General features: G+C 43.8%; 1 protein-coding gene. It reads left to right on the top strand.

Features of this window, described 5'->3' with window-relative positions:
• Positions 1 to 64 precede the first annotated feature (64 nt).
• A partial coding sequence (locus ACFS7Z_RS27070; protein ID WP_377492550.1) for a chemotaxis protein CheB occupies positions 65 to 3,168 on the top strand: 3,104 nt, incomplete at its 3' end.

Below are 3,168 nucleotides of genomic sequence, written 5' to 3'. Positions count from 1 at the left end.
TGCCAATTCTTCCCCTTCAGGATATGTTTCTTGATTTTCCGGTTCACTCTTTTTAAAGAAAACTATGTTCACGTCAGATCCCCAGTATGTCATTGCAATAGGAGCTTCTGCCGGTGGCGTAGAAGAAATATATTCCTTTTTTGATCATACGCCTTTAGACAGCGCCGCGTACGTGATTATTCAGCATTTATCCCCCGGTTTTAAAAGCCGGATGGTAGAACTGCTGGCGCGACACAGTATGCTGAAGGTGAAAGAGGCAGAAGACGGAATGACGGTAAAAAGAAATGAAGTTTACCTGATTCCAAACGATAAGTATATGACCATCCGGGACAATACCCTGTATTTAACGGATAAAAAAAATGTAGCCAGCCCCCACCATACAATCAACAACTTTTTTAATTCGCTGGCAGCCGACTGCGGCCGGAAAGCAATAGGGGTAATTCTATCCGGGTTGGGTTCCGATGGCACTGCAGGGGTAAAAGCCATAAAAAATGCCGGCGGGCTGATTATCGTGCGCGATCCGGACACGACCTCTTTTAATAGCATGCCCGTAAATGCGATTGCCACCGGAATAGTAGATTATATTTTAGAACCTGCCCAAATTCCGGCTATTATCTTAGATTATACCCAGCAAGAAGCAGGATTGACTGCTGAAAACACCACTGATTTAAAAAATTTAGATGCTATTGTCGCGCTAATCAAAGAAAACTCTCCCCTGGATTTTTCGGACTACAAGCAAACTACTATTTTAAGAAGAACGGAACGCCGGGCAAAGTACAATAACATTAACGACCTGGGCAATTACCTGTATTTTCTGAAAGCAAATCCGTCTGAGATAGAGAGCCTGGCTCAGGAATTCCTCATAAGCGTTACCGCATTTTTCAGGGATAAAGAGGCTTTCAATAATATCCAGGAAAATATAATTCCCAATTTACTGGCAAACCTGGCTCCGGGCGAGGAGCTAAGAATGTGGGTGGCCGGCTGCGCCACCGGCGAGGAAGCCTATAGCCTGGCTATTCTTATCTGTGAACAGTTAGCGGAGAAAAACAAGGCCCTGGAGGTAAAGATATTTGCGACCGACATTGATACACTTGCCTTGAAACAAGCCGGTAAAGGAGTTTACGCAGCCTATATCGCCAAGGATGTTTCGCCGGAACGCCTGGATAAGTATTTTATAAAAGAGGAGGAACACTACCGGGTCAAACCGGAGATTCGTAAAATGGTCATTTTTGCCCAACACGATTTGGTGAAAAACCCGCCGTATTGCAACATGCATTTAATTAGCTGCCGGAACCTGCTGATTTACATGACCCCGGCCTTGCAGAAAAAAATATATGCCGTGTTACTGTTCGGGCTTAAGAAAGAAGGCTACTTATTTTTGGGAACCAGCGAAAACCCGCTGCCCATTATTGATGACTTGGAAGTAATCGATAAAAAATTTAAACTGTACCGCAGCCTAAAGAATACCCGGGCATTGCGGTTTGAGGCGTTTTCACTGCCGGAACTGAAGCATAAACCCCTTGTTGCCTTACCGGAAGATGCTTTCCAAAACGCATTGCACAGCTTGCCGGAAGCGGTGAATGCAGCGCTGATAAGTGAGCTGGGTTACCTGGCAATCTGCATTGATGAGAAACACCAGGTTGTAAAAACCTACGGCGATACCACCAGATTTCTACTGCAGAAAAACTTCACCTCCAATTTAACCGAGCTTTTGCCACCGCCACTGGCCGTAGCCTTCAATACGTTATTTGCGAATGCTGTAATGGCTAATGAAAAGTTGTCGGTTACGGGTATTAAAATTCAGCAAAAGGATACTATCATCAGTATCCGGTTATCTATCAGCCGTTTGCCTCTTAAAAAAGGAACGCCAACCCTCTACCTGGTAACGTTCAAAGAAGAAAACACAGAAGCCCCGGCTGGGTTAGATACCCTGGTGTTTGATGAAAAACTGTATTACGGTGAATATACCCTTAACCTGGAGAAAGAGGTAAGGGAACTGAAGGATAAGCTACAGGCCACTTATCTGCAACTTGATGCCACCAATGAAAACATGCAGTCTTTCAACGAAGAACTGCTTTCGGCCAATGAAGAGATGCAGAGCACCAACGAGGAAATGCAATCGGTGAACGAGGAACTGCACACCATAAACGCGGATTACCAACTAAAGAACAAAGAACTGCAGGAATTAAACGATGATTTAGACAACTATTTCCGCAGTAATATCAACGGGCAGTTGTTCGTAAACAAGGATCTGTTGTTGATGAAATTCTCGCCGGGCACCGTAAAGCACATTAACCTGGTGACAACGGATATTGGCCGGTGTTTAAGCAATATTTCCACTAATATAAAATTTGAAACGTTAGTAGAAGACATTAAGCAGGTATTGGTCGATGGCAGCATTATCACAAAGGAAGTGGAAGCCAATAATGGCCGGTGGTACCAGATTATGACCATGCCTTACCTGCAACAACCCCATGACAAGATTAATGGCGCCATCATAACGTTTAATGATATTACCGAACTCAAAAGGACCCAACTGGAGCTAAGCAAAAGAAACCAAATCCTACAGCGCGTAAATACTGACCTGGATACCTTTGTGTACACGGCTTCGCATGATTTGTTGGCCCCGCTCAACCACATTGAAGGCAGTATTGGCTTAATGAATACGCTGGAAGTGGCCGATCCGGAATTGAAGCAGTATTTAGAGATAATAAATGCATCCATTCGAAAATTCCGTTCCCTCATAACCGAAATCGCGACCGTAGCGAAAGTGGAAAGCGATATGATAACCCAGGAGAATGTTGACTTATCGGAAGTTATTGATAACATTGAATGGAGTCTGGTGGATAAAATCAATGCCTCACAAGCAATTATTACCCGGGAGTTGAACGTAAAATATATTCTGTTCTCCAAAAAGAACCTACGCAGTATTATTTACAACCTTATTTCTAACGGTATCAAGTTCAAAAGCAACCACCCACCGGTTATCCATATTCAGACGAAACAGGAAGGCGATTATATTATTTTATCGGTGCAGGATAATGGAATGGGGATATCAGAGCGTAACCAGGAACAAATCTTTAAGAAATACGAACGAATCAACCACGATGTGGAAGGCCAGGGCATTGGGTTGTTCCTGGCTAAAAAGATAGTAGATGCTACCGGTGG

It is taken from the genome of Pontibacter toksunensis, assembly GCF_042686245.1.
Taxonomy (GTDB): Bacteria; Bacteroidota; Bacteroidia; order Cytophagales; family Hymenobacteraceae; genus Pontibacter; species Pontibacter toksunensis.
Note: the sequence above shows the minus strand (reverse complement) of the source record. Positions and strands in the feature narration are given on the sequence as shown.